Raw genomic sequence first — 21,557 nt, 5'->3', positions numbered from 1 at the left:
GTGAAGTCATGGCTCATCGGTACCGCGGGAAGATCGTCGTCGTCACAGGAGCATCGAGCGGCATCGGCAGGGCAGCCGCGCACGAGTTCGCCCGGCAGGGCGCCACCCTCGTGCTCGCCGCCCGCGGGCACGACTCGCTCGAGGCCGCAGCGGCCGAGTGCCGCGAGCTCGGCGCCGAGGCGGTGGCGATCCGCACCGACGTCGCCGACGAACACCAGGTCAAGGACCTCATCAGCACCACCACGACGCGGTTCGGCCGCATCGACGTCTTCGTCGGCAACGCCGCCCTGTTCGTGTACGGCCTGTTCGAGCAGACGCCCACCGAGGCGTTCAAGCGCGTCGTCGACACGAACCTCTACGGCCACCTCAACGCCATCACGCACCTGCTGCCGCACTGGAAGCAGCGCGGGAAGGGCACCTACGTCCTGGTCGGGTCGATCCAGTCGCTGCTCTCCGCGCCGTACCAGTCGGCCTACGTGACGAGCAAGCACGCAGCCCTCGGTCTCGTCGACGTCCTCGGCGACGAGTTCGCGCACACCGGCATCCACTTCACCACGCTGCTGCCGTCGACGATCGACACCCCGATCTACCAGAACGGTGCGAACTACACCGGCAAGAACTCGCACCCGCTGCCCCCGACGGTCTCGGTCGAACGTGCCGGCCGCGCCGTGGTCCGCGCCGCGACCCACCCGAAGCGCTACCGCTACGTGGGGCGGATCCAGGCCTCGCTCGTGCCGCTGCAGTACGTGTTCCCGGGCCTGTTCCACAAGATCACGAAGCCGATGGTGGAGACGTTCGCCCTCCGCGGCCGGCAGGAGCCCACGGACGGCAACCTGTACGCACCGGCCGACGCCGGCAACGCCACCGACGGCGGCTGGGTCGCGAAGCGTCGGCGGGTCACCCGCCCGCTCGTGTGGCTCGGTGCGGCCGCCGCGGTCGGCGCCATCGTGCTCGGCCGCTCGCGCCGGTAGTCGCGGGCCACGTCGGACGGGAGGCGCGGTGCCAGCTGGCACCGCGCCTCCCGTCCGTGATCAGAAGAGCGTCGCGCTCGCCCGCCGCGCGCCCTCGCCGAGGGACTCGAGCTTCGCCGCGGCGATCTGCGGGTGGATGCGTCCGCCGAGGCCGCAGTCGGTGCCGGCGATGACGCGCTCACGGCCGACGACCGAGGCGAACCGCTCGATGCGCTGCGCGACGAGGTCCGGGTGCTCGACGACGTTCGTGGCGTGGCCGACGACGCCCGGCACGATCACCTTGCCGTCGGGCAGGGCGACGTCCTGCCAGACCGTCCACTCGTGCTCGTGGCGGGCGTTCGCGGCCTCGAACGAGTACGCGCCGGCGTCGATGTCGAGCATGAGGTCGACGATGTGGCGGAGCTCGATGTCGGTGGTGTGCGGGCCGTGCCACGAGCCCCAGCACAGGTGGAAGCGGACGCGGCTCGTGTCGAGTCCCCGCAGGGCGTGGTTGAGCGCCTCGACCCGGATGCGGGTGAACGCGCGGTAGTCCTCGACGCTCGGTTCCGGGTTGATCTGGTCCCAGTTCTCGGCGATGGACGGGTCGTCGATCTGCAGCACGAGTCCGGCGTCGAGGACGATCCGGTACTCCTCGCGCAGGGCCTCGGCCCAGGCCCAGATGTGCTCCTCGTCGGTGGCGTAGTACTCGTTGGCGACCCGCGCGGCGGACCCGGGGGACAGCGCCGTGATGAAGCCGTTCGCGGCACCGGCGGCCTCGACCGCGTGCCGGAGGTTCGCGGCGTCGGTGCGCGCGGCCTCGTGCCCGGTGTAGGCGATCGGTCCGGTCGTGGTCGGGAAGGCCGTCGCGTTCTTGCCGGTGCCGATGCCCGACCCCGGGTCGGAGTAGGCCTCGCGGAAGATCGTCCAGTCCCGGCGGTCCGGGAAGCTCGTGAGCCGGACGTGTCCGGGCTCGGACCGGACCGGCTCCTGCGTGAAGACGTCCTCGTCGGTCAGGCTGAGACCGCTGACGCGCTGGAACGAGTACCCCCACCACGCGCCGTAGTCGACGCTGTTCGACATCGCCTTGCCGAACTCGCCGTCGCCCGGCTGCGTGATGCCGAGGGCGGTCTGCCGGGCGACCACGTCGTCGACGGCCGCGCTCGTCAGCGCGCGGACCTCGTCGGTGGTCTCGAGCGTGAAACCGTCCTCGGCGACGGGCCGCGCGGCGTTCGCGGCGATGAGGTCGGGCGTCCGGGGGAGCGACCCGGCGGTGGTGGCCTGGACGTGGTCGGTGTTCTCGAAGGACATGGTGCCCAATCTGCCACGGCGCACCCCCGGCAGGGCCCGCGTGACGCCGGGAGACGACGCGGTGCGGGAGGATGGGAGACCCATGCCGACAGCACGCCCGACCTCCCGCATCCCGCTCAACACCCTCGCCGCCCCGTTCGGCCTGGCCGGCTTCGCGGAGTCCTGGACGTACGCGGCACCCGTGCTCGGTGTGCCCGACGTCGTGCCGCAGGTGTTCTGGGGCATCGCGGCGGTGGCGTGGGTCTGGTTGCTCGGCGCGCACGTCCTCCGGGGTGCCCGGGTGGCCGAGCGCCTGGTCGACCAGCTCCGGCACCCGGCGCAGGGGCCGATCGCGGCGCTCGTCCCGGCGACCGCGATGCTGCTCGGGGTCGACCTCGCGCGGGTCTGGCCGACCGGGGGCCGCGTCCTCGTCCTCGTGGCGGTGGCCGTCGCAGCCGGGTTCGCGGCCTGGCTGCTGAGCACCTGGTTCGAGGGGCGCCTGACCCTCGAGGCCGTGCACGGCGGCTACCTGCTGCCGACCGTCGCGGCCGCGCTCGTCGCCGCCGTCGCCACGCACGAGATCGGTGTGACCGGGCTGTCCTGGGCGTGCTTCGGCGTCGGTGTCTTCTTCTGGGGCGTCATGACCGGGCTGCTGCTCATCCGGCTGTCGTTCCGCGCCGCGCTGCCCGACCCACTCGTCCCGACGATGGCGATCCTCGTGGCGCCGCCAGCGGTCGCGACGGTGTCCCTGTTCGCGCTCACCGACGACGCGCTCACCCTGCCGGTGCAGGCGATCGCCGGCCTCGGCGTGCTCATGTTCCTCGTCCAGCTCGCACTGCTGCCGCGGTACGTGCGCCTGCCGTTCTCGCTCGGCGCCTGGTCGTTCGTGTTCCCGGCCGCGGCGGTCGTGACCGCGGCCGTGGAGTGGTTCCGTGTGCTCGACCTGCCGGTGGCCGCGGTGCCGACGACCGCCCTGCTCGCGCTGCTCTCCGCGCTCGTCGCCGTGGTCGGGGTGCGGTCGCTGCACCTCGCCGCGCGCCACCTGCTCGGGCAGGCCGAGTCGGTGCTGCAGGCCGCCGACGACGAGGACGCAGCACCGGCAACCGGACCGGCCGCAGGACCGACGGCTCGCTGACGCCGGACGACGTCCCCGGCGTCGTGCGGCGTCGTGCGGCCGGGGGAGTCCGTCCTGGGGTGCGGTCAGACCTGGACGCGGTCGTAGTCCGCCGGCAGGCGGAACGGCGCGTACGTCTGCATCATCGGGTCGACCCGGGCCTGTGCCCGTTCGACGGCCTCCTGCGGGGTCGCGGAGCCGATCAGGACGCTCGACCGGGCGTCGGCGAGCGAGTCCCACCAGGCGCCGCCGACGGGCAGCGGCGGTCGGCAGGTGGAGTCGCCCATGCTCTCGACGAAGAACCGGATGGACTTCGCCGAGGCGGTCGGGTCGCGGAGCGCCTCGACGTTCGACGGCACGCTCGTGGCGGGCACCATGTACGTCTTCTGCCCCTGCCGCCCGGTGAAGTACTTCATGACCTCCCACACGGCACGGGTCTTCTTCGACCCCTTCGGCAGGCACAGCGCGTAGCCGCCCGACCAGGTGTACGACGGGTCGCCGGCGGACTCGGTCGGCAGGTACGACATCGTCCAGTCGAGGTCGTCGGGCCCGTAGTTGTCGAAGGTCTGGATGGTCGAGGGGACGCTCACCATGAAGGCCATCCGGTCGGCCAGGAACGCCATCTGTCCCGGCGGGTGACCGGTGGGCTCGTAGGTGGCCTTGAAGGTGTCGGCGGCGCGGTAGCCGTAGCGGTCCGCCCAGTCCGCGTAGAACTCGAAGACGCGGCGGACACCGGCGGAGTCCATCGTCATCCGCGACGCCTGCTGGTCGTAGTAGGACGCCCCGAGGCCGAGCCCCCAGGTGAACGGCCACCCCTCGCCGTACCAGGGCAGCAGGCCGACGTGCGTGTAGTCGCTGCCGGACTTCTTCGTGACCTTCTCGCTGACCTCCCACACGCGCTCGAAGGTCGACGGGCCGTTCTGCTCCCAGTCGAACTCGTCCGGGTCGACGCCCGCGTTCCGCAGCATCCGGCGGTTCACGAACATGCCGCGGGCGTCGGTGTCGTGCGGCAGCCCGTACGTCGCGCCCTCGTACGTCAGCTCGCCGACGGTGAACCCGAGCCACTGCTGCAGGAACTCGTCCTTCGGCTGGTCCTCGTAGCGGTCGATGAGCTCGTCGATCGGTTCGATGAGGCCGATCGCGGCGTACTGCGCGGCGCTGAACCGGTCGAGCAGCCAGAGGTCCGGGGCGGTGCCCCCGCGGACCGCCGTGATGATGCTCGTCGCGTCGCCGGTGCCCTGCGACGGCACGACGTCCACCTGGACGTCGATCTCCGGGTGCAGCCGGGTGAAGTCGTCGATGACCTTCGTCTGGAACGGCACGAAGGTGCCGGTGACGCCCCAGAGCGACACCCGGTTCGGGTCGCTGCTGCGGCCGCCGGAGCCGGTGGAGCAGGCCGCCGCGAGCAGGGCGAGGGCGCCGGCACCGCCCGTGGCGGCCGCTCCGCGCAGGAAGTTCCGCCGGGTGAACGCGTCGGTCATTTGAAGCTCCCGATCTGGACGCCGCGGAGGAAGCTCCGCTGGAAGAAGAAGAACAGGACGACGAGCGGCAGGATGATGAGGATCGACGCCGCCATCAGCTGGTTGAACTGGAAGTCCGCGGCGTTGTTCAGCCGGAACACCTGCAACCCGATCGACAGCGTCTGCACGCGCTCGTCCTGCAGGTAGATGAGCGGCCCGAGGAAGTCGTTCCACGCGCCGACCGCGGCGAAGATGCCGACCGTGACGAGCGCGGCCTTGGCCTGCGGGAAGACGATGCGCCACAGGATCCGCCACTCCGACGCACCGTCCATCCGTGCGGCGTCGAGCAGGTCCTTCGGGATCTGCAGCAGGAACTGCCGCAGCAGGAACACGTAGAAGGCGGACCCGAACAGGCTCGGCACGATGAGCGGCAGGAAGGTGTTGATCCACCCGAGCCGGGCGTACAGGTCGAACATCGGGATGAGCGTGACCGGGAACGGGATGAACAGCGTCGCGAGGACGACGTAGAACACCTTGTCGCGGCCGCGCCAGTCGATGCAGGCGAAGCCGTAGGCGATGACGAGGTTCGAGACCATCGAGAAGAGCGTGACGGCGGCGGTGATGACGAGCGTGTTCCGGAAGAACGTGAAGAACGGCATCGCGTCGACGGCCTTGCCGAAGTTGGACCAGTCGATCCACTGCGGGAACCAGGTGGGCGGGAAGGCGCCGAGTTCGGTGTTCCCCTTCAGCGCCGAGATCACCATCCAGTAGATCGGCACGAGGAACAGCAGGCTCATGGCGATGAGCACCGCGCGGGCGCCGATCGACGACCAGGGGGACCGGACGGAGCCGTCCGCGTTGCGCGACCGCTCGGCGTCGCGGTCGCGTCGGCCGCGCCCGGACGGACGGACGGCTTCGAGCGAGGAGGTGACGGTGCCCCGGTCGGGGCGGCGTTCGGTTCGCAGGCTCATCGGTCACTCCCCGGTCACGTCGTAGTTGACGAAGCGCTTGGACAGCCAGTACACGAGCCCGGACAGGACCATCCCGGCCAGGAACAGCAGCACGGCCATCGCGCTCGCGAAGCCGAGCTGCGCGTACCCGAACGCGTTCTTGTACAGGTAGAGCATGTAGAACAACGTCCCGTTGTCCGGGCTGCCGAGGCCGCCCGTGCCGGACGAGATGATGTACGCCTCGGTGAACACCTGCAGGCCGTTGCTGATCCCGGTGATGAGGTTGAACAGGATCGCCGGCGACAGCAGCGGCAGCGTCAGCGCGAAGAACTGTCGGACCGGTCCGGCGCCGTCGACGCGAGCGGCCTCGTACAGCGACTTCGGGATCCCGCGCATGCCGGCGAGGAAGATGAGCGCCGCGTTGCCCGCCCCCATCTGCGCGAGTGCGATGATGACGAGCTTCGCGGTCGTCGGGTCGCCGAGCAGGTTCGTCGCGGGGATCCCCACGAGCTTCATCGCCTGGTTCACGATGCCGGTCTGCGGGTTGACCAGCACCACGAAGATGAACGCGAGGGCGAAGGTCGGGATGAGCGACGGGATGTACAGCGCGGTGCGGTACCAGCTGATCTCGCGGACGTCCTGGTTCATCGCGATCGCGATGACGATCGCGACGACGATGCCCACCGGCACCGCGATGACGGCGTAGAACACCGTGTTGCCGACCGCGGTGTGGACGAGCGGGTCGATGAACGCCGCCACGTAGTTGGCGAAGCCGACCCAGGTCGCGTCCGCCATGCCGGAGTAGCGGGTCAGGCTGATGCCGAACGAGTACAGCAGCGGGTAGGCGACGAACACGAGCACGCCGACGATCCACGGCGAGATGAACGCGATGCCGATCCGCAGCCGGCGCTTCTCGGCCGGTGTCCACGGATGCCGCTCGCGTGGTCGTCGCCGCTGCGTGGCCGTGGTGCGACCGGTCGTGGTCGGACGTGGTGGTGCGGTCCCGGTTCGTGTCGTGGTCGTCACGAGCGTCCCCTCCTGCCCCGGGGGACCCCGATGTCCCACGGGCGAATCCGTCACCGGGCAGACGTTCCTGTTCGTCGGCGCGGTTCAATCCAATTGATTGACAAATTCGTTTGGGGAGCGATGCTATGGATCATGGCCGTGCCGCGTCAACCCTCTCGTCGCAACGTGCTGCATGGCGGAACGGAGCGTGTCGAGCGCGGGGAGCGGGCGGGACTGCGCGGCGAGTCGGGGACCGGCACGAACCTCGTGCACGTCGGCGAGCACAATCGCGCGCTCGTCGTCGACCTCGTCCGCCGGCGGGGGCCGGTCACCCGGGCGGACCTCGCCCGGTCGACCGGCCTGAGCGCCCAGACCGTGACGAACATCGCCGCGACGCTCGTGCGGGGCGGGCTCCTGCGGGAGTCCCCGGACGGCGGCCGCGGACTGGAGGTCGTCGCCACCGCCCGCACCGCCGTCGGCGTCCACCTCGACCCGGCGCACCTCGTCGTCGTCCGCACCGACCTGACGGGCCGGGTCCTCGCCGAGGACCACGTCGACCTCGACGCCGTCAACGACCCCGGCGCGACCCTGGACACCGCCGCCGCGGCGGTCGGACGGGTGTGCGACGGTGCTGCGGTCGACGGCATCGGCCTCGCCGTGCCGGGCCCGATCGACCCGGACGGCGTCCGTACCGGAGCTCCCGCACAGCTGCCCGCCTGGTGGCACCTGCCCGTCGCCGCCGAGCTCGCCGCCCGCACCGGAGCACCGGTCCGACTCGAGAAGGACAGCACCGCCAGCGCCCTCGGCGAGGTCTGGGCCGGTCCCGCGCCCGACGACCTGGTGTCCGTGTTCCTCGGCCACGGCATCGGCGCGGCGACGGTCGCGCACGGCGAGGTCGTCCGCGGAGCGAGCGGCAACGCCGGCGAGTTCGGCGGCGTGCCCGTGCACGCCCACGGCGGCTGGACCGAGGTCTGGGAGGCCTGCCAACCCCTGCAGCAGGTCCGGCGGGCGATCGACGCCGGACTGCTGTCCGCCGCGGTGCCGCTCGACCGTGCCGTCGACGTGCGCCGCGCGTTCGCCCGGCTGTGCGCCCTGCCCGGCGCCGCACCGCTCGTCGCCGAGGCCGGCGCCGCCCTCGGGTCCGCGCTCGCCCTGGTCGTCGAGCTGCTCGACGTGCCCCGCGCCACGATCGGCGGCAGCGCGGCACTCGCCGGCGGCGACGTCTTCCTCACCGCCGTCCGCCGTCGACTCGCCGAGCGCCTGCCGTCCGGCCCGTTCCCCACGGTCGCGTTCACGGACCACGGCGAGGCCGCCGTGGCACGAGGCGCGGCCTGCTCCGTCCTGCGCGCCGGCCTGGCGACGCCGGTCCCGCTCGCGTCCGGCACCGGTCGTCGGCCGGGAGGCCCGGTGCCGGCCCGCAGCATCGCCCACCCCTGGTGAGCGGTCGCGTCGCGCACCCCGCACCCGGAGCGGTCAGCGTGGTCCGACCCGTGCCCACCCGCTCGTGGCGCACCACCGCTGCGGGTCGAAGGTGAAGACGCTCCCCATGCCCGGCTGGTCCAGCGCACGCGAGACCGGCACACCGTGCAGGTCCGCGAGCAGCAGTGCCCCGACCGCCCCGTGCGACACGATCGTCACGTCCCCGCCCGCGGCGAGGTGACGGACCGCGGCGACGATCCGCGCCTGGGCGTCGACCGCGCGCTCCCACCCGCGCACCGACGACCCGGGCGCGGCGAAGAACGCGTCCACCACGCCCTCGAACTCGCCGAGGGGCAGGTACCCCGTGGCACTGCGGTCGATCTCCCCGAGTCGGGCGTCCTGCTCGGGGTCGATCCCGACCGCCCGACCGAGGACCGCCGCGGTCTCGACGGCCTTCCGCTCCGTGCTCGAGACGATCCGGCGGACCCCGGGGTGCCACGCGACCGCGGCCGCTCCGGCTGCCCGGGACCTGCCCTCGGGCGAGAGGCCCCACGACTCGATCGGGGCAGCGGGGTCCACGACGACCTCGGCGTGGGTGAGGAACGACGACACCATCGGGCGATCCTGCCACGGGGTGCGGCGGGGCGGGGCGGGGCGGGCGCGGGAGTGCGGGTGTGGCGGCGGTCGGTGCATGCGGGTGCACCGGGCGACGGAACACTTGTCGTTCGTCACGTGGTCTGTCGCAGCATGCGCCTGCATCCGGTGCGTGTGCATCGGGCGACGGAACACCGGTCGATCGACGCGTGGTCTGTCGCAGCATGTGCGCGCACGGACCTCCCGCCGCGAGCACGACCCGCCGCCCTCGCAGAAGCCACGCATCCGGCGCCAGCACGCCGACCGCCCCCAGCCACCGAGGCCAGTCCCGCCCGCCGGTGTCGGTGGCCGTCCCTACGGTGTCGACGTGGCCGAACCCGTGGATGCGTGGTGGCGCCGCCGGCAGTGGTCGCGCGGCGCAGCGGTGCCGTACGCCGTCGGGGCGTTCCGCGCCGAGTGGGCGTCGTACCCGGTGCTCGTGCGGCAGTACCACCCGGAGTGGAACCACGGCGTGGTCCTGTCCCAGGTGCCCCCGGCCGCCGAGGTCCTGCTGACCTGGGAGTGCGACGTCGGCCACGTCTTCGTCGCCACCCCCGCCGAGCAGCGCGGCCGACCCGGGCGGGAGCGACGCCGGTCGGTGTGGTGCCCGGAGTGCGCAGTGCAGGCGCAACCGCAGCGCTGGCCGGTGCTGCCGTCCGACTGGCCCGAGCAGGTCCCGGTGCCGCAGCGCGTCGTCCGTGCGACCGGGCGGCAGACGCTGCCGGCGGCGCCCGCGCGCGGGGTGCCGGCCGGGGCGGTCGCCTCCACCCGGTCCCGGTCGCGTCGGTCCGTCACCGGAGTCCCACGCCAGGCGGGTCAGGCGCCCGCGCGCACGATCTGCGCGAAGACGCCCCGGCTGCCGTCCGGGGAGTCCTTCACGAGCGTCTGCGCCCCGGCGACGGCGTCGGCGGTCGAGGCAGAGCTCCGTGCGGCGCTGTCCGACCGGTTCGCGTTCACCTTCGACCACACCGCGATCCGGCTCGACCGCCCCTTCTTCGAACACGTCGAGGTCTGGCCGGACATCGTGCTGCCCGAGCTGCGCGTCGCCATCGAGTACGACTCCACCGGGCGCCACGGCCTCGAGCACGTCGGACCGCGGCAGGAGACCGACCGGCGGAAGGACCGGGCCGTCCGCGGTGTGGGGTGGGAGGTCGTCCGCATCCGCACCGGGCGGCTCCAGGCGCTCGGGCCGCACGACCTCGAGGTGTCCGGCATCTCGCGGGCGACCATCGAGCGGTTGGCCGACACGCTCCGGACGATCCGCGGCGCGCTGTTCGTCGACGCGTACGCGCGATGACGGCGGCGGAATCGATGACGGGCACGGAGCCGATGACGACCTTCGGTGCGGTGACCGGACACCTCACGGCGGCGACACGCGCGGTCCTGTACCCCGAACGAGCCGCCGGGGTACGGCGCGCCTGGGACCGCTCCCGCACGGCGGGTAGGCAGGACAGGTGACCGTTGCCTTCTGCCTCCACGCCCTCGGATCGAGTTCCGAGGAGTTCGTCCCGCTCCGCAAGGAGCTCGTGGGCGACCTCGACCTGATCGGTGTCGACCTGCCCGGCTTCGGCCGCAGCCCCGCGTCCTCCGGGACGACGGTCGAGGAGATGGCCGTGCTGGTCGAGCGCGCGATCGGTGCCAGCGGTGCCACCGACTGGGTGCTGCTCGGCCACTCGATGGGCGGCAAGGTCGCGACCGTCGTCGCCGACCGCACGATGTCCGGCGCGAACGGCCTGTTCGGCCTGCGCGCCGTGGTCCTGCTCGCGGCGTCGCCGCTCGCGCCGGAGCCGATGGACGAGGAGCGCCGCCGGTCGATGCTGGCCTGGGCGGCCGACGGGCCGATCGACGCCTCGGCCGCCGTGGAGTTCGTCGACGCGAACACCGCGTCGACCCTCGCGCCCGACCGGCACCTCACCGCCGTGCAGGACGTCGAACGGACCGACCCCGAGGCCTGGACCGACTGGCTCACCCGCGGCAGCCGCGAGGACTGGTCCGACGCTCCGACGAACCCGGTGCCCGCACTCGTGTTCGCCGGCGCCGAGGACGGCGACCTCGACGCCGACGCGCAGCGGCGCCTGACGCTGCCGCACTGGCCGGATTCCGAGCTCCACGTCGTCGACGGTGCCGCGCACCTGCTGCCGTGGGAGCAGCCGGAGGCCGTCGCCGAGCGCATCCGCGACTTCTGCTCCCGCCGGCTGCTGGCCGGGCCGGTCGTCCCGCAGGAGACCGCCCGGGTGATCGCCTCGCCGCGCGTGAGTGCCAGGACCCGCGGCGTCTTCGCCGCGCGTGCGCTGCCGGACGACCCCGCCGCCGGACCCCGTGCACTCACGGCCCTCCAGCTCGAGACCCTCCGGGCCATCGCCCGGATCGTCGTGCCGCAGCCCGGTGAGCGACAGGTCGACCTCGCCCTGCGGGTCGACGCGCAGCTCGCCGCTGGCGAGGGCGACGGCTGGCGCACCGACGGCATGCCCACCGACGCCGAGGCGTACCGCGGCGCGCTCGACGTGCTCGCCGCCCCGGCGCGTGACGGCGGTCTCGACCAGGCCCTCGAGGCGGTCGCCGCCGGCCGGTACCGCGCCGACGGATGGCTCGACGCCGCGCAGCTGCGCACCTGGTTCGAGGACGCGAGCGTCGACCTCGTCAAGCAGTGGCTCGCGCACCCCGCGACGATGGCCGAGATCGACTACGACGGCTTCGCCAACGGTGGCGACGGTGTCCGCAAACAGGGCTTCCAGCTGCTCGGCGCCGACCAGCGCGAAGCCTGGGAACCCCGGCCGACGGGCACCCCCGCGACCGGAACCACCACGACTGGAGCAGCACGATGAGACTCGACGGACAGCGCACGTACGGCACGGACGACGTCGTCGACGTGGTCGTGGTCGGCACCGGGGCCGGCGGCGCACCGCTGCTCGCCTCGCTCGCACGGCGCGGCCTGCGCGTGGTCGCCCTCGAGGCCGGCAGCAACACCGAGCCCGGCGAGCACACCCCGGACGAGTCGACGGCGGCGGCCCAGATCAACTGGCTGGACGAACGCCTGAGCGGCGGCGGCGCCCCGACCGCGTTCGGCCCGAACAACAGCGGCACCGGTGTCGGCGGCTCGACGCTGCACTGGGGTGCGTTCACCCCGCGGCCGTCGGAGCACGACCTGCGCCTGCGGTCGGAGAGCGGCGAGGGCCAGGACTGGCCGATCGCGCACGCCGAGCTCACCGAGTGGATCGAGCAGGTCGAGCACGACGTCGGCGTCGCCGGTCCCGCGCACTACCCGTGGGACCCGGCCCGCCGCTACCGCATGGCCCCGCCGGCACGGAACGCCTCGTCGGACATGATGATGCGCGGTGCTGCCGCCGCCGGCATCACGGCGACGGACGCGCCGGTCGCGCTCACCACCGAGGACCGTCACCAGGAGCACTTCGGCCTGCGGCACGCGTGCGTGTCCTGCGGCTCGTGCCACCAGGGGTGCCGCAACGGCGCCAAGGTCTCGATGGACACCTCGTACCTGCCGGCCGCCGTGGCGTTCGGCGCCGAGATCCGGCCGGACTCGTTCGTGCACGGCATCGAGCTCGACGCGTCCGGGCAGGTCGCGGCGGTCGTCTACACGCACGACGGTCGCGAGGTGCGGCAGCGCTGCAAGGCCCTGGTCCTCGCCGCCGGCGGTGTGGAGACGCCCCGGCTGCTCCTGCACACCGGGATCGCGAACGGCAGCGGCCAGGTCGGCCGCAACTTCACGGCGCACGGCGCGACGCAGGTGTGGGGACGCTTCGACCAGTCGATGCGGTCCTACCGCGGGTACCCGTCCTCGATCATCACCGAGGACTTCGTGCGTCCCGCCGACGCGGACTTCGCCGGCGGCTACCTGATCCAGAGCCTCGGGGCGCAGCCGCAGACCTTCGCGAACACCCTGGTGCGCGGCGGCGGGCTGCGCGGCGCCGAGCTCGTGCAGGCGCTGCACGACTACCCGTACTCGGCGGGGGTCGGGATCAACGCCGAGTGCCTGCCCTACGAGGACAACCGCCTCGAGCTGTCCGACGAGCTCGACGAGCACGGCGTCCCGCGCGCCCGGGTCTCGTTCACGCCGGGCTCGAACGAGGAAGCCATCCGCGCACACGCCGTCCGCACGATGACGACCCTGGTCGAGGCCGCCGGCGGGAAGGACGTCCGTGTGCTCGAGCGCACCGCGCACACCATCGGCACGGCCCGGATGGGCACCGACCGCGCGAGCTCGGTGGTGGATGGCGACGGTCGTTCGTGGGACGTCCCGAACCTCTGGATCTGCGACAACTCGGTGTTCCCGAGCGCCGTCATCGCGAACCCCGCGCTCACGATCATGGCGCTCTCGCTCCGCACCGCCGACCGCATGCTGCAGGCCGCTTGACGGGCAGCGCCGTCACCGAGTGAGCAGAAGACGTCGAGTCCACGCCCCGGACCCGTCCTTTTCTGCTCACTCGGCGAACCGCAGCCGCACCACGCCGAACGAAGTGCCCGCACCGCACCACAGCGCGCACCGCACCGCGCCGTCCGTCAGCCCCGCAGCGCGAGCGCCTCGCTCGTCCACCGGGCGTGCAGCTCCCACGGATCGGACACCCCGGCGGCGACCCGTTCGACGTGCGCGAGCAGCTCGGGCGTCACCCGGAACCACTCCGTGCGCGGGTAGCGCGTCGCCGCGAAGCGGGCGTGGCGTCGGCGCTCGAGCGTGCGGTCGCCGCGCTCGAACCCGAGGAGCTCCTGGTGCGGGATCGCCGCGAGCCGCTGCCGCGGGTTCGTCGTCGTGCCGATCTTGATGCGGTCGCCGAAGTCGTCCCGCATCCGCAGGTAGTAGACGACGTCGACGCGCGGGGGAGCGAGGTCGCCGTCCGGCACGTCGCCCCAGCGCCACTCGCACGTCGAGCACACCGCACCGGACGGGTACCGCACGCCGACCCGTGCACCGCAGACCGGGCACGGGCCGGGCAGCAGGTCCTCGACGCCGGTGTGCTCGGCGGCGAGGTCCGCGACGAGCGCGACGTGTCCCGCGCACAGCGGGACGCCGCCGAGCGCCGGGGCGGACGTGCTCCGGCACCCGGGCACACAGCACGTGGAGGCGACCATGCCGGGAACGTTAACCCGACCCACCGACGCGGGACGGGCCTCCCGACCGGACCGCGGCGGTCAGTCCGTGAAGATGACGCCCACGGGTTCGCGCTTCTCCTCCTGGAAGCGGTCCTCGGCCCGGCCGAGCGCCCAGTAGGCCGACAGCGACATCTCGGACTTCTCGAGTCCCCAGTCGTCCTGCAGCAGCCGACGGATCGCCTTCATCGCGGTCCGCTCGCCGTGCGCGAAGACCTGCACCGGCCGGGAGGCGCGCTCCAGCGAGCGGGCGGCCTCCAGCAGGAGCGTGCCCGGCGCGGCGCCGGTGGCGTCGCGGTGCAGCCACCGCAGGTCGACCCCGGGCGGGTGCGCGACCTGCTGCTCGTCGGCCGGCCCGGCGACCTCGACCAGGGCGACGCCCGTGGCGGAGTCGGGCATGGCCTCGAGCGCGGCGGAGATCGCCGGCAGGGCGCTGTCGTCGCCGAGCAGCACGTGCGTGACCGCGGGGTCGGCGCTCGGGGCGTAGCCGCCGCCGGGGCCCGAGAGGGCGAGACGGTCGCCGGGGCGGGCCGCGGCGGCCCAGGGACCGGCGAGGCCCTGGTCCCCGTGCACGACGAAGTCGATCGCGATCGTGCGGGCGTCGTGGTCGACCGAGCGCACGGTGTAGGTGCGGCGCGACGGACGGTCCTGCTTCGGCAGGGTCTCGCGCAGCGCGTCGAGGTCGAAGGGCGGCTCGAGGCCGAGTCCGGGCTTCGCCACCAGGAGCTTGACGTACTTGTCCGTGGCGGCGAGGTTCCCCGGGTCGGCGGCGGCCACGAAGTCGTCGAAGGCGGGGCCGCCCAGGTGCACGCGCACCATGTGCGGCGAGAGCCGTTCGGTGCGGTCGACGACGAAGACGTGCTGGGGACGTTTGGGTTTCGCGCTCATCGGAGCCGAGCTTCCTCCCACTCGGTCGGCATCCGCTGTGTGCCCTGCGGCGACGAGCACACCACGGTCGTGCGCGCCGTCGGCCGTCACCCTCGACGCCCGGCCGCGGTCCGTCCGGACGGTCGTCGTCACGCGTCCGCGGAGGCCGCTACGCTGCTCGGGACCCGGGACGCGTTCCCGGCAGACCCGGAGAGGACTCCATGACGGCGATCGACGGATCCGCGCGCCACGAGCGTGCGCGGGACGACGTCAGCGGGGCGGTCGACAGCGACCTGCGCGCCGACGTGCGGTACCTCGGCAACCTGCTCGGACGCGTGCTGCGCGAGAACGGCGGCGACGAACTGCTCTCCGACGTCGAGACGCTACGCGCCGCCGTCATCGACGCCTACGAGGGCGACCACGCCGACGGCGCCGCCCGCGCCGAGGCCCTGGTGTCCGCGATGTCGGCCGAACGGGCCGAGGCGGTCGCGCAGGCGTTCACGACGTACTTCCACCTCACGAACCTGGCCGAGGAGCACCACCGGGTGCGCGTCCTCCGGCAGCGCGGCGACGACGGCGGGCACGCCGGTGACTCGTTCCCCGCGACCTACGCACAGCTCGTGGCCGAGGTCGGCGAGGCCGAGGCCGCCGAGCGGCTGCGGACCCTGCGCTTCCACCCCGTGCTCACGGCGCACCCGACCGAGGCGCGCCGTCGCGCGGTGACGACCGGCGTCCGGCGCATCAGTGATCTCATCGACGAGCGGGACCGGGCGCGCAACGCCACCGCCCGCGCGGAGAACGAGCGTCGGCTGCTCGAGGAGATCACCACCCTCCTGCGCACCTCGCCGCTCCGCACCACGCGGCCGACCCCGCTCGACGAGGTCCGCACCGCGATGAGCGTCTTCGACCAGACCCTGTTCGAGATCGTGCCGCAGGTGTACCGCCTGCTCGACGACCGGCTGCAGGGCGACGACGCCGGCCGCGTGCCGGTCACCGCCCCGGCGTTCGTCCGCTTCGGCACGTGGATCGGCGGCGACCGCGACGGCAACCCGCACGTCACCGCCGACGTCACCCGCCAGGCCGCCGAGATCGCTGCCGAGCACATCCTGCTCGGGCTCGCCCGCGCCGCCACCCGCATCGGCAGCACCCTGACGCTCGACGCGAACGAGACCCCGGCCGACGCCGGCCTGACCGCGCTCGTCGCCGCGCAGGAGTCCCTCGACCCGGGCATCGCGGAGCGCATCGGCATCCGCGCGCCGAACGAGACCCACCGTCGCGCGCTGCTCTTCGCCGCTGCGCGCATCGACGCGACCCGCCTCGGCGAGACGCCGCTCGCCTACCCGGGCCCGGAAGCGCTCCTCACCGACCTGCGCACCATCCAGACCTCCCTGGTGCACGCGGGCGCCTCCCGGCCGGCGAACGGCGAGCTGCAGAACCTCATCTGGCAGGTCGAGACCTTCGGCTTCCACCTCGCCGAGCTCGAGGTCCGGCAGCACTCGCAGGTGCACCGGACCGCCCTCGCCGAGATCCGCGCCGGGGGAGCCCGCAGCGAGACCACGGAAGAGGTCCTCGCGGTCTTCCGGACCATCGCCGCGCTGCAGGCCCGGTTCGGCGTCCGTGCGGCCAGCCGGTACATCGTGTCCTTCACGCAGTCGCCGGCCGACCTGGCGAACGTGCACGAGCTCGCCGTCGCCGCGCTCGGTTCGGTCGAGGCGGCGCCCGTCCTCGACGTCATCCCGCTGTTCGAGACCTTCGCCGACCTGCACGCCAGCGTCGACATCCTCGACGAGGCCGTCCGCACCGAGGCGTTCCAGCGCCGCCTCGCCGCGACCGGCCGTCGCCTCGAGGTCATGCTCGGCTACTCCGACTCCTCGAAGGACGTCGGCCCGGTCTCCGCGAACCTGGCGCTGTACGACGCGCAGGCGCGGATCGCGGACTGGGCCCGCGACAACGACGTCGAGCTCACGCTGTTCCACGGCCGTGGCGGCTCGCTCGGCCGCGGAGGCGGTCCGGCGAACGAGGCCGTGCTCGCGCAGCCGCCGGGGTCGATCGACGGACGGCTCAAGCTCACCGAGCAGGGCGAGGTCATCTTCGCCCAGTACGGCGACCAGGACATCGCCGCCCGCCACCTCGAGCAGATGGCCTCGGCGACGCTGTTCGCGTCGTCGCCGTCGAACGAGTCCCACACCGAGCAGGCGGCGCAGCGCTTCGCCGACCTCGCGCAGCGGCTCGACGACGTCTCGCGCGAGGCGTTCTACGGGCTGGTCAAGGCGGACGGGTTCGCGCCCTGGTTCGCCCGGGTCACCCCGATGGAGGAGATCGGTCTGCTCCCGCTCGGCTCCCGCCCCGCCCGACGCGGGCTGAGCGTCGAGTCCCTCGAGGACCTCCGCGCGATCCCGTGGGTGTTCTCCTGGACGCAGGCGCGCATCAACCTCGCCGGCTGGTACGGCCTCGGTTCCGCGCTCGAGTCCGTCGGCGACGTCGAGGCCCTGCGCGCCGCCTACCGCGACTGGCCGCTGTTCGCCGCGATGATCCGCAACGTCGAGATGTCGCTCGCCAAGACCGACGAGCACATCGCGCGCCGCTACCTCGAGCTCGCGGACCGCGACGACCTCGCCGCCGCGGTCCTCGACGAGATGCTCCGCACCCGCGACTGGGTGCTCCGCGTCTCCGGTGGCAGCGACGTGCTGGCAGACCGTCCGGTGCTGGCGCGGGCCGTCCGCCTGCGCAGCCCGTACGTCGACGCACTGTCGCACCTGCAGCTCCGTGCGCTGCGGTCGATCCGCACCACCGGCAGCACCGACCCGACGGACGCCGACCACCGGCTGCTCCTGCTCACGGTCAACGGCATCGCAGCCGGTCTGCAGAACACCGGCTGACGCGTCCGCCGCCCGGGTCGCGTGCACCGCGTGCGTCGGACGGGAGGCCCGGTGCGGCCGGCCGCCGTCCCTCCCGTCCGCCTCGGCGCGCGTCCCGGGCACGCGCGGACGACGCGCACGTGACGGTCCGCCCCGGTCCGCGTAGCGTGGCGGTCGTGACGACGGGGCGCCAGCGGAGGACCACGACGACGCTGCCGCCGATCGTGCCGCTCGCGCTCGTCGTCGGTGTGTCGCCGTTCGCCACGGACATGTACATCCCGGCACTGCCCGCCATCGCGCGCGACCTCGGCACGACGCCGGGCACCGTGCAGCTCTCGCTGACCGCCTTCCTCGTGGCGTTCGCGGTCGGGCAGCTGCTCGTCGGCCCGGTGAGCGACGGCGTCGGCCGACGCCCGATGCTCGTCGTCGGGACCGCGGTGTTCGCCGCGGCGTCGGTGGCGTGCGCCCTCGCCCCGGACGTCGTCGTGCTCGTCCTCGCGCGCATCGCGCAGGGGCTCGGCGGTGCCGCCGGTGCGGTGGCGGGTCGCGCGATGGTGTCCGACGTGGCGAGCGGGACGCGGATGGCGCGGGTGTTCGGCACCCTCGCCGCGATCAACGCCATCGGGCCCGTGGTGGCGCCGCTGGCCGGGGGAGCGGTGCTGACGGTCGGCACCTGGCGGCTCATGTTCGTCGTGCTCGCCGCCCTCGGGCTGCTGCTGTGCGCGATCGTGGTGCTGCGGTTCCACGAGACCCTGCCCGCCGAGCGCCGCGGGGGCGCCGGGTTTGCCGCGAACGGTCGACGGATCCGCGAGCTGCTCGGCATCCCACGGTTCCGCGCCTACGTGCTCAGCGGCGTGCTGTCCACGGTGGGGTTCTTCGCCTACATCGCCACGAGCTCGTTCGTGTTCCAGACGGAGTTCGGGTTCTCCGAGGGCGGGTACACGCTCGTGTTCGCGACGAACGCATCGATGATGGTCGTCACCACCCTGGTGTTCCGGCGGGTCGTCGGGCGGTTCTCCGAGGACGCCCTGCTCACCGCCGGCCTGGTGGTCGGCACGACGGGTGCCACGGGGGTGCTCGTCGCGGCGTGGACCGGCGCCGGCCCGGTCGTGGTGTGGTGCGCCCTCGCGGTCGTCACGGCGGCGTGGGGCTTCGTGCTGCCTGCGGCGATGACCCGGACGCAGCACGTCGGCGCGGCGCACCCGGGGACCGCCGCGGCCCTGCAGGGCGGCCTCACCTTCGGCATCGGCGGCCTCGGCACTCCGCTCGCGGGCGCGCTCGGCGGCACGGCGCTGGCGATGGGCGGGGTCATGGCGGCGCTCATGGCGGCCGCCGTGGTGGTGCAGGTCACCGCGACGCGGCGGCACGCCGGGCGGACCTGACGGTGACGAACCGGTAGGTTGCATGGTGCAAGGCGAACCGACACGAGGGGACCACACGGCATGGACATCGTCGTACACGAGGCGGAGACCGACACCGCCGTCCTGGAGTGCAGCGGACGGCTCAACATGGTGTCAGCGCCGTCGTTCCGCGAGACCGTCGCCCAGGTGGTCGGCAACGGCCGCGCACGGATCGTGGTCGAGCTCTCCGCCGTCGAGTTCATGGACTCGTCCGGCCTCGGCGCGCTCGTCGGCAGCCTGAAGACCGCTCGGCAGGCCGGCGGCGACCTCCGACTCGCCGCACCGTCCGAGCAGGTGCAGATGGTCCTGAAGCTCTCGAACATCGACAAGATCCTGCGCACGTACCCGGACGGGGACGCCGCGGTCGTCGGCTGGTGAGCACGGTGACGACCGGCGAGCACCTGCTCGAGCTCGCGTGCCCGCCGGACGACGTGTCCGCGGTCCACACGTTCCTCTCCGGGGTCTGGGACCGCGAACCGACGGTCTCCGCCGAGGACCGTATGGCACTCGAACTCGCGCTCGTCGAACTCACCTCGAACGTCATCGAGCACGGCGCGCACGAGCACGGCGTCTCCTGCCAGCTCCGGCTCGCGATCGGGGACGACCGGGTCGACGCGCTGCTGTCGGACGACGGCTCGCCCGCGACGGTCGACCCGGACGCGGCACGGCTGCCGGAGGACCTCGCCGAGAGCGGTCGCGGGCTCGCCCTGGTGCGCATGGTCGTCGACGACCTGCGCTACGAGCGCGTCGACGACCGCAACCGCTGGACGGTGGCGCGTGCCCGTCGCTGACCGGGTTGTCCGCGACGCGCAACGACGGGGCCGTTTCCCGCACCACGACGGCGCCGATTCCCGCCGATGACGACCGCCGTGTCACGATTCGCACGATGACAGTCGAACCAGCCGATCCGCGGATCAGCTTCGAGACGTCGGGGGCCGACCTCGAGGCGGCCCTGCACATGTACGAGGACGCCTACGAGGGGACCGGCTTCGACGCGACCCGGACCGACCGGGCCTTCGCCTACCGGTTCCGGGTGGTCGGGGACGACGTCATGTCCTTCCGCTCGACCCGCTTCGACGCCCGCATGCAGGGCGAGATCGACGACGGCGGCGAGTACGTCGTCAACTGGACCACCGAGGGCGGCGGCCGGATCGACATCGGCCGCGACGAGGTCGCGCTGCGCCCCGGCCACCCGGTGATGTTCCCGACCGGACGACCCTTCGCCTTCGACCTGCAGGACGTCCGGCAGAGCCTGGTGCAGTTCGACCGGTCGTACCTCGAGGGCATCGCGGCCGAGGTGCACGGCACCCAGCCCGGTCCGCTGGTCTTCGACCACACCGCGGCGCCCGACCCCGAGGACCTCCGCGGCTGGAACGCCCAGGTGCAGCGTGCGGCCGCGACCGTGCTCGGGACCGGCCCGGTGTCCGCCCTCGCCTTCGCCGAGACGGCCCGGGCGACCGCCCACAGCCTGCTCCGGACCTTCCCGCACCAGGTGCTCGCGCCCGAGGTGACCCTGCCCCAGGGCGCGACCGGCCGTGTCCGCGAGGCGATCGAGTACATGCACGCCTACTCGCACACCCCGATGTCGACGACCGACGTCGCCGAGTACGTCGGCCTGAGCGTCCGCGGTCTGCAGCAGGCGTTCCAGCGGCAGGTGGGCACCGCCCCGAACGCGATGCTCCGGGGCATCCGTCTCGACCGGGTGCGCGAGGAGCTCCGTCGCTCCTCGGCCGGTGAGACCACCGTGGCGGCCATCGCCGTGCGGTGGGGCTTCGCGCACCTCGGGCGGTTCTCGGCGGCGTACGCGTCCCGGTTCGGCGAGTACCCGCGCGAGACGCTCCAGCGCTGACGACCGGCCCGGTCGCCGCTACGCTGTCGCGGTGCGCAGACCTCGACCGTGGGTGATCGTCCCCGGGATCTGGAACTCCGACCCGGAGCACTGGCAGTCCGTCTGGCAGGACGACCGCGGTGCCGGTGCCGTCCGCATCGACCCGGCGTCGTGGACCGACCCCGACCCGGCCGACTGGCGGGCGGCGATCACGCGTGCCGTCCGGTCCTGCCCGGAGCCGCCGGTGCTCGTCGCGCACAGCCTCGGCGTCCTCGCCGTGGCGGACTGGCTCGCCGCCGCCGCCGCGGGGACGGCCGCCGGCGCGTTCCTGGTCGCGCCGCCCGACCCGGCCGCGCCCGGGTTCCCGGAGGCCGCAGGGGGCTTCGCCGCCCCGCGACCGCTGCCCGACGGCGTGCGGGTCCCGACGCGGATGGTCGTGAGCGACGACGACCCGTACTGCTCCGTCGACCGGGCGACGGCCTTCGCACGCACCCTGGGTGCGACGGTGCTGCGGGTCGGCGCGCTCGGCCACGTCAACGTCGCGAGCGGGGTCGGTGCGTGGCCGGCGGGGCGCTCGCTCCTCGACGACCTCGAACACGCGCTCTGACGAGCACCCGCACCACGGCCGACACGCCGTTCACGTTCCGTGCGACATGTCACCGAACCCGGCGACACACCGCGGA

Annotated in this window: 19 protein-coding genes; 12 read left to right on the top strand and 7 right to left on the bottom strand. The window is 73.3% G+C overall.

Translation table 11 applies throughout. The annotated features are described in order from the left end of the window. The first annotated feature begins 8 nt into the window (after window positions 1-8). Window positions 9-971, top strand: a complete 963-nt coding sequence (locus tag BIU97_RS06455) for an SDR family NAD(P)-dependent oxidoreductase (protein WP_071297260.1) — start codon at window positions 9-11, stop codon at window positions 969-971. 60 nt (window positions 972-1,031) lie between these two features. Here the strand turns inward: BIU97_RS06455 and BIU97_RS06450 are convergent, their stop codons facing one another. Beyond that, window positions 1,032-2,258, bottom strand: a complete 1,227-nt coding sequence (locus tag BIU97_RS06450) for a cobalamin-independent methionine synthase II family protein (protein ID WP_071254959.1) — start codon at window positions 2,256-2,258, stop codon at window positions 1,032-1,034. A gap of 82 nt (window positions 2,259-2,340) precedes the next feature. Between BIU97_RS06450 and BIU97_RS06445 the strand changes: the two genes are divergently transcribed. Beyond that, window positions 2,341-3,372, top strand: coding sequence for a transporter (locus tag BIU97_RS06445; RefSeq protein WP_071254962.1), 1,032 nt, complete (start codon window positions 2,341-2,343; stop codon window positions 3,370-3,372). A gap of 65 nt (window positions 3,373-3,437) precedes the next feature. Here BIU97_RS06445 and BIU97_RS06440 read toward each other — a convergent pair whose 3' ends face one another. Genes BIU97_RS06440 through BIU97_RS06430 form a run of 3 tightly spaced genes read right to left on the bottom strand, consistent with a single transcriptional unit; the run spans window position 3,438 to window position 6,787 of the window. After that, entirely contained in the window at window positions 3,438-4,832 is a 1,395-nt protein-coding gene (locus tag BIU97_RS06440) for an extracellular solute-binding protein (protein WP_071254964.1), read from the bottom strand. Further along, window positions 4,829-5,782, bottom strand: a complete 954-nt coding sequence (locus BIU97_RS06435) for a carbohydrate ABC transporter permease (protein ID WP_083404591.1) — start codon at window positions 5,780-5,782, stop codon at window positions 4,829-4,831. The genes BIU97_RS06440 and BIU97_RS06435 overlap by 4 nt, the downstream gene beginning before the upstream one ends. A gap of 3 nt (window positions 5,783-5,785) precedes the next feature. After that, entirely contained in the window at window positions 5,786-6,787 is a 1,002-nt protein-coding gene (locus BIU97_RS06430) for a carbohydrate ABC transporter permease (protein ID WP_083404592.1), read from the bottom strand. Window positions 6,788-6,952: 165 nt separating this feature from the next. Here BIU97_RS06430 and BIU97_RS06425 point away from each other — a divergent pair, with 165 nt between their 5' ends. Then, on the top strand, window positions 6,953-8,206 hold the full coding sequence (locus BIU97_RS06425) for an ROK family transcriptional regulator (RefSeq protein ID WP_071297259.1): 1,254 nt from the start codon (window positions 6,953-6,955) through the stop codon (window positions 8,204-8,206). A 33-nt stretch (window positions 8,207-8,239) separates the two neighbouring features. Here BIU97_RS06425 and BIU97_RS06420 read toward each other — a convergent pair whose 3' ends face one another. Then, window positions 8,240-8,800 carry a histidine phosphatase family protein gene (locus tag BIU97_RS06420; RefSeq protein WP_071254968.1) on the bottom strand — a complete coding sequence of 187 codons (561 nt, stop codon included), beginning with the start codon at window positions 8,798-8,800 and terminating at the stop codon, window positions 8,240-8,242. A 346-nt stretch (window positions 8,801-9,146) separates the two neighbouring features. Here BIU97_RS06420 and BIU97_RS06415 point away from each other — a divergent pair, with 346 nt between their 5' ends. From BIU97_RS06415 to BIU97_RS06405, 3 genes are all read left to right on the top strand, one after another. Then, a complete protein-coding gene (locus BIU97_RS06415) occupies window positions 9,147-10,115 on the top strand; it encodes a hypothetical protein (RefSeq protein WP_071254973.1) in 969 nt (322 codons plus the stop codon). A 157-nt stretch (window positions 10,116-10,272) separates the two neighbouring features. Further along, a complete protein-coding gene (locus BIU97_RS06410; RefSeq protein ID WP_071254976.1) occupies window positions 10,273-11,643 on the top strand; it encodes an alpha/beta fold hydrolase in 1,371 nt (456 codons plus the stop codon). Then, on the top strand, window positions 11,640-13,190 hold the full coding sequence (locus tag BIU97_RS06405; RefSeq protein ID WP_071297258.1) for a GMC family oxidoreductase: 1,551 nt from the start codon (window positions 11,640-11,642) through the stop codon (window positions 13,188-13,190). The genes BIU97_RS06410 and BIU97_RS06405 overlap by 4 nt, the downstream gene beginning before the upstream one ends. A 146-nt stretch (window positions 13,191-13,336) precedes the next feature. On the opposite strand, the gene BIU97_RS06400 is transcribed toward BIU97_RS06405, so the two are convergent. Next, window positions 13,337-13,903: a GIY-YIG nuclease family protein gene (locus BIU97_RS06400; RefSeq protein WP_071254980.1), complete on the bottom strand. Its 567-nt coding sequence runs from the start codon at window positions 13,901-13,903 to the stop codon at window positions 13,337-13,339. Window positions 13,904-13,963: 60 nt separating this feature from the next. Further along, entirely contained in the window at window positions 13,964-14,809 is an 846-nt protein-coding gene (locus BIU97_RS06395; protein ID WP_071254982.1) for a siderophore-interacting protein, read from the bottom strand. Between the two features lie 200 nt (window positions 14,810-15,009). Between BIU97_RS06395 and BIU97_RS06390 the strand changes: the two genes are divergently transcribed. From BIU97_RS06390 to BIU97_RS06365, 6 genes are all read left to right on the top strand, one after another. Continuing rightward, window positions 15,010-17,667, top strand: coding sequence for a phosphoenolpyruvate carboxylase (locus tag BIU97_RS06390; protein ID WP_071254990.1), 2,658 nt, complete (start codon window positions 15,010-15,012; stop codon window positions 17,665-17,667). Between the two features lie 155 nt (window positions 17,668-17,822). Continuing rightward, on the top strand, window positions 17,823-19,028 hold the full coding sequence (locus tag BIU97_RS06385) for a Bcr/CflA family efflux MFS transporter (RefSeq protein WP_254782926.1): 1,206 nt from the start codon (window positions 17,823-17,825) through the stop codon (window positions 19,026-19,028). A 60-nt stretch (window positions 19,029-19,088) separates the two neighbouring features. Further along, entirely contained in the window at window positions 19,089-19,424 is a 336-nt protein-coding gene (locus tag BIU97_RS06380) for an STAS domain-containing protein (RefSeq protein ID WP_071254999.1), read from the top strand. After that, window positions 19,421-19,837, top strand: coding sequence for an ATP-binding protein (locus BIU97_RS06375; RefSeq protein ID WP_254782925.1), 417 nt, complete (start codon window positions 19,421-19,423; stop codon window positions 19,835-19,837). The genes BIU97_RS06380 and BIU97_RS06375 overlap by 4 nt, the downstream gene beginning before the upstream one ends. A 95-nt stretch (window positions 19,838-19,932) precedes the next feature. After that, window positions 19,933-20,895, top strand: coding sequence for a helix-turn-helix domain-containing protein (locus BIU97_RS06370; RefSeq protein WP_071255001.1), 963 nt, complete (start codon window positions 19,933-19,935; stop codon window positions 20,893-20,895). A gap of 31 nt (window positions 20,896-20,926) precedes the next feature. Beyond that, the gene (locus BIU97_RS06365; protein ID WP_071255003.1) at window positions 20,927-21,481 is read left to right on the top strand and encodes an RBBP9/YdeN family alpha/beta hydrolase; all 555 of its coding nucleotides are present in this window, start codon (window positions 20,927-20,929) and stop codon (window positions 21,479-21,481) included. Window positions 21,482-21,557: the final 76 nt, after the last annotated feature.

The organism is Curtobacterium sp. MCBA15_009 (genome assembly GCF_001864895.1).
GTDB lineage: Bacteria > Actinomycetota > Actinomycetes > Actinomycetales > Microbacteriaceae > Curtobacterium.
Note: the sequence above shows the minus strand (reverse complement) of the source record. Positions and strands in the feature narration are given on the sequence as shown.

What these genes read in the sequence shown, in the direction of transcription:
- BIU97_RS06450 (WP_071254959.1), bottom strand. Translation starts at nt 2,258, where the DNA reads ATGTCCTTCGAGAACACCGACCACGTCCAGGCCACCACCGCCGGGTCG.
- BIU97_RS06400 (WP_071254980.1), bottom strand. Translation starts at nt 13,903, where the DNA reads ATGGTCGCCTCCACGTGCTGTGTGCCCGGGTGCCGGAGCACGTCCGCC.
- BIU97_RS06420 (WP_071254968.1), bottom strand. Translation starts at nt 8,800, where the DNA reads ATGGTGTCGTCGTTCCTCACCCACGCCGAGGTCGTCGTGGACCCCGCT.
- BIU97_RS06405 (WP_071297258.1), top strand. Translation starts at nt 11,640, where the DNA reads ATGAGACTCGACGGACAGCGCACGTACGGCACGGACGACGTCGTCGAC.
- BIU97_RS06445 (WP_071254962.1), top strand. Translation starts at nt 2,341, where the DNA reads ATGCCGACAGCACGCCCGACCTCCCGCATCCCGCTCAACACCCTCGCC.
- BIU97_RS06455 (WP_071297260.1), top strand. Translation starts at nt 9, where the DNA reads ATGGCTCATCGGTACCGCGGGAAGATCGTCGTCGTCACAGGAGCATCG.
- BIU97_RS06390 (WP_071254990.1), top strand. Translation starts at nt 15,010, where the DNA reads ATGACGGCGATCGACGGATCCGCGCGCCACGAGCGTGCGCGGGACGAC.
- BIU97_RS06435 (WP_083404591.1), bottom strand. Translation starts at nt 5,782, where the DNA reads ATGAGCCTGCGAACCGAACGCCGCCCCGACCGGGGCACCGTCACCTCC.
- BIU97_RS06395 (WP_071254982.1), bottom strand. Translation starts at nt 14,809, where the DNA reads ATGAGCGCGAAACCCAAACGTCCCCAGCACGTCTTCGTCGTCGACCGC.
- BIU97_RS06370 (WP_071255001.1), top strand. Translation starts at nt 19,933, where the DNA reads ATGACAGTCGAACCAGCCGATCCGCGGATCAGCTTCGAGACGTCGGGG.
- BIU97_RS06380 (WP_071254999.1), top strand. Translation starts at nt 19,089, where the DNA reads ATGGACATCGTCGTACACGAGGCGGAGACCGACACCGCCGTCCTGGAG.
- BIU97_RS06440 (WP_071254964.1), bottom strand. Translation starts at nt 4,832, where the DNA reads ATGACCGACGCGTTCACCCGGCGGAACTTCCTGCGCGGAGCGGCCGCC.